General features: G+C 64.2%; 5 protein-coding genes. 2 read left to right on the top strand and 3 right to left on the bottom strand.

Going from position 1 to position 3,468, the window contains the following annotated elements; translation table 11 throughout:
- The first annotated feature begins 110 nt into the window (after nt 1–110).
- Complete coding sequence (locus QOC69_RS18215; RefSeq protein ID WP_526442074.1) at nt 111–575, top strand: DUF4440 domain-containing protein; 465 nt, start codon at nt 111–113, stop codon at nt 573–575.
- Nucleotides 559–951, top strand: a complete 393-nt coding sequence (locus QOC69_RS18220) for a YchJ family metal-binding protein (protein ID WP_526442076.1) — start codon at nt 559–561, stop codon at nt 949–951. Before QOC69_RS18215 ends, QOC69_RS18220 begins: the two co-directional genes overlap by 17 nt.
- A gap of 10 nt (nt 952–961) precedes the next feature.
- On the opposite strand, the gene QOC69_RS18225 is transcribed toward QOC69_RS18220, so the two are convergent.
- The 3 genes from QOC69_RS18225 to QOC69_RS18235 form a co-directional block, all read right to left on the bottom strand.
- The gene (locus tag QOC69_RS18225; protein ID WP_526442078.1) at nt 962–1,222 is read right to left on the bottom strand and encodes a hypothetical protein; all 261 of its coding nucleotides are present in this window, start codon (nt 1,220–1,222) and stop codon (nt 962–964) included.
- A 127-nt stretch (nt 1,223–1,349) separates the two neighbouring features.
- A complete protein-coding gene (locus QOC69_RS18230) occupies nt 1,350–1,832 on the bottom strand; it encodes a hypothetical protein (RefSeq protein ID WP_526442080.1) in 483 nt (160 codons plus the stop codon).
- A gap of 35 nt (nt 1,833–1,867) precedes the next feature.
- Nucleotides 1,868–3,468, bottom strand: a 1,601-nt coding sequence (locus QOC69_RS18235) for a purine-cytosine permease family protein (RefSeq protein WP_526442082.1), incomplete at its 5' end; no start/stop codon positions are given.

Genomic DNA, 3,468 nt, shown 5'->3' on the forward strand with positions numbered 1-3,468 from the left:
GCACGCGTGCGCAACAACGGCACCAAAGCATCAAGGCCGAACGTGCGCTCAACGATGCATTCGTCGCCGAACGCAATCGGCCCCCGCCGTTCTAGTGCAGAATTCGAGACATGCTGCGGCTGATCGCATGTCTGGTCGGGGCGGCTGCACTGGCGGGCTGCAGCGGGGAGGCGGCGACGCCGGATCCCGAGAAGGACAAGACGGCGATCGAGGCCGCACTGCGGCAATGGCCCACCGACTTCAACGCCGAGAACGTCGCAGGTGTCTGCGGGCTGTTCGCCGACGACGTCGTGTTGGCTTATCCCGGTGGCGAAGACCGCAACAGCGGCGAGCTCTGCGAGCGGATGCAGACACTGTTCAACGATCCCGACAAGCGATACAGCTACGCCCAGCCCGACATCCGCGAACTGCTGGTCGACGGCGACCTGGCGACCGTGAAGCTGTTTTGGAATCTCACCGTCACCGATCCGGTGGGCAAGGTGCTGGACACCGGAGTCGAGGATGGCCTCGACGTCTTCGTCCGCCAGTCCGACGGCACGTGGAAAATACTTGTCTCGCATGCCTTTACCAAGTAGCCGGCAGTGCCCGTGCGGCAGTGGTGCCGTCTACGAGGGCTGCTGCGGACCGCTACACCATGGCGAGCGGCAAGCCGGCACGGCCGAGGAATTGATGCGGTCGAGATATGCGGCCTACGTACACGGCGACTCCGATTACCTCTTCCGCACTTGGCATCCGCGCACGCGGCCCACCGACGCGGCGGTCGGTGGGGACGTCGTCTGGAAGGGCCTCGAGGTGATCGACACCGCGGCAGGCGGCATCGATGACGACCATGGCGAAGTGGAGTTCATGGCACGGTACGAGGCGGCAGGTCGACCTGGCTCGATGCGCGAGCGCAGTCGTTTCGAGCGGCGCGCCGGTCGCTGGTTCTACGTCGACGGTGTGGTCGAGTAGTCCGCACCGATTAGCAAGGGTCACCAGGAGGCGTGTAGTACGGCACGCCCTCCACCGTGTAGCACGGTATCTCGCCAGCAATGTAGGGGTTGGTGGCCGCCGCGATGGCCGCGCCGGTTGCCACCCTGCCGGCAACGTTGGTGCACCCACCCACCGCGACATGGCGTCCTTGTGCGCCGGCGCATATGTCCGCGTTCGCCACCGGTGCGACGGCGAACGGCGCGGCGGCGATCGCCGTCATCGTGAACAGTGCTGCTGCCAGCTTCTTCATCGCATACGTCCCTTGTTAGCCCGACCTAACGTCATTATTGACCCACGCGTAGATCCGTGGCGTCGCTTCGAGCATTTGTCTTATGCAATTCGCGGCGGCATCTCCAAGTGGCTAACTGCGCGAGTGGCTAACTGCGCGGCACCCCGCAGGCGGAGTAGACGAACTTCGGTGGCACGTCGAACGCGAACGACCGCTGCGGCACCCGCATCAGCACCTCTTGCGACAGCGGGGTCTTGTAGTGCAGCGACAGGGACCCGGAAAAACTCGGCTCGACCACCGAGATGTCCGGCACGTCGAGCGTCAGCCCGCCCTCGTCGAGCGTGGCCTTCACCATCGAGCCCGCCGCGTCGTTCCATTGGTGGTCGACCGCTCGGCCGGCCTTCTTCGGAACCGACGACAGCGTGCCGAGCACCCGCTGGTTGGTGAGCGCCAGCGCACCGACGTAGCTGCGGATGTTGCCCTTCGCGGTCTTGCCGGGCACGTGGCCGTAGAACCGGAACGTGACCGGCACGAACTCGGCCAGGTGGATCACCCCCTCGGCGTCAACCTGTGCCTGCATGTCGTCGGGCAGTTTGCCGATGCCGAGCATCTTGCGCAGAAAGACGGGCATAGCCACGCAGAATAGTGGCTATGCCCGTCCTTCGGTCAGGTTTGCGCGGGGAGTACTTCCTCGCCGGTCTTGTCGGTCGACAGGCACAACGAGCAGATGTACCCGTCGTTGCTTGCGGACTTGATCATGTCGGGCCGCTCGTATTCGTGGTGGCAGACATGGCATCTCAGGTGATCGTCCGCCGGGTTGCCGTACTCGTCGTACATCGGCAGGTCGATGCCGTCATCGGTGCGGCGCAGGTAGTACTTGCCCTTCGTCGCGATGGCGATGATCGGCGGCAGCACAAGGGCAAGACCGATGGCGACCAGCGGCGAGTACGGCCGGATGGCCTCGCCGAGCCCGCCGAAGAACGCGATCACGGACAGGCCCGCGGCGATCAGCATCGAGCCGAAGCCCACCGGGTTGATCGCGTAGAGCATGCCGCGGCGGAACTCCGGCTGCATCGGCGACAACTTCAGTAGGTACTTGTTGAACACGATGTCCGAGGCCACCGCGACCACCCACGCCATACCGCAGTTGGCGTAGAAGCCCAGGATGGTGTTGAGGAAGTCGAACATGTTGGCTTCCATCAGGACCAACGCGATCAGCAGGTTGACGCCAAGGAACACCAGTCGGCCCGGGTAGGTCTTGGTGACGCGGGTGAACGAGTTCGTCCACGCCAGCGAACCGGAGTAGGCGTTGGTCACGTTGATCTTGATCTGGCTGATGACCACCAGCACCACCGCCAGCGTCATGGCCAGCCAGCCCGGCAGGAAGTTCTTGTAGATCTCCAGGAACTGGTGCACCGGCTGGTTGGCGATGCCCGCGCTGTCGGCGACGTTCGCGATGAGGTACACGGCGAGGAACAGGCCGACGATCTGCTTGATGGCGCCGAAGATCACCCAGCCGGGGCCGGCCAGGAACATCCAGGTCCACCAGCTGCGCTTGTTCTCCGGCGTCTTGGGCGGCATGAAGCGCAGGTAGTCGTTCTGCTCTGCGATCTGGGCGATCAGCGAAAGGCACACGCCGGCGGCCAGCAGGGTAGAGCCGAGGTCGAAGCCGGTGCCGCCGTTCTCACCTTGGTAGGCGAAGAACTGGCTGACCGACTCGGGATGGGTCACGACGAGATAGATGAACGGCGCCACCATGAGCACCAGCCAGAGCGGGGTGGTCCAGACCTGAAGTGTCGACAGCACTTTCATGCCGTAGATCACCAGCGGGAAGATGATCAGCGTTGACGCCGCATACCCCAGCCAGAGTGGTATGCCCAGGCCGAGTTTGAGACCCTGCGCCATGATCGAGCCCTCGAGCGCGAAGAAGATGAAGGTGAACGTCGCGAAGATGACGTTGGTGACCACCGAGCCGTAATAGCCGAAGCCGCTGCCGCGGGTGACCAGGTCGAGGTCGATGTTGTACCGCGCCGAGTAGTAGGCAACGGGGAAACCGGTCAGCATGACGACCACGGCGAAGATGAGGATGCCCCACAACGCGTTGGTCGTTCCGTAGGAGATGCCGATGTTGGCGCCGATAGCGAAGTCGGCGAGGTAGGCGATGCCGCCCAGCGCCGAGATGCCCACCACCCGCGTCGACCACTTGCGGTAGCTGCGCGGTGCGAAGCGCAGCGTGTAGTCCTCCAAGGTCTCCTTGGTGGCGGTCA

This window comes from Mycobacterium sp. (assembly GCF_032162105.1).
In the GTDB taxonomy this organism is placed as follows: domain Bacteria; phylum Actinomycetota; class Actinomycetes; order Mycobacteriales; family Mycobacteriaceae; genus Mycobacterium.

Excerpts from the sequence above, each read along its gene's own strand:
- QOC69_RS18215 (WP_526442074.1), top strand. The coding sequence starts at position 111 with ATGCTGCGGCTGATCGCATGTCTGGTCGGGGCGGCTGCACTGGCGGGC.
- QOC69_RS18220 (WP_526442076.1), top strand. The coding sequence starts at position 559 with ATGCCTTTACCAAGTAGCCGGCAGTGCCCGTGCGGCAGTGGTGCCGTC.
- QOC69_RS18225 (WP_526442078.1), bottom strand. The coding sequence starts at position 1,222 with ATGAAGAAGCTGGCAGCAGCACTGTTCACGATGACGGCGATCGCCGCC.
- QOC69_RS18230 (WP_526442080.1), bottom strand. The coding sequence starts at position 1,832 with ATGCCCGTCTTTCTGCGCAAGATGCTCGGCATCGGCAAACTGCCCGAC.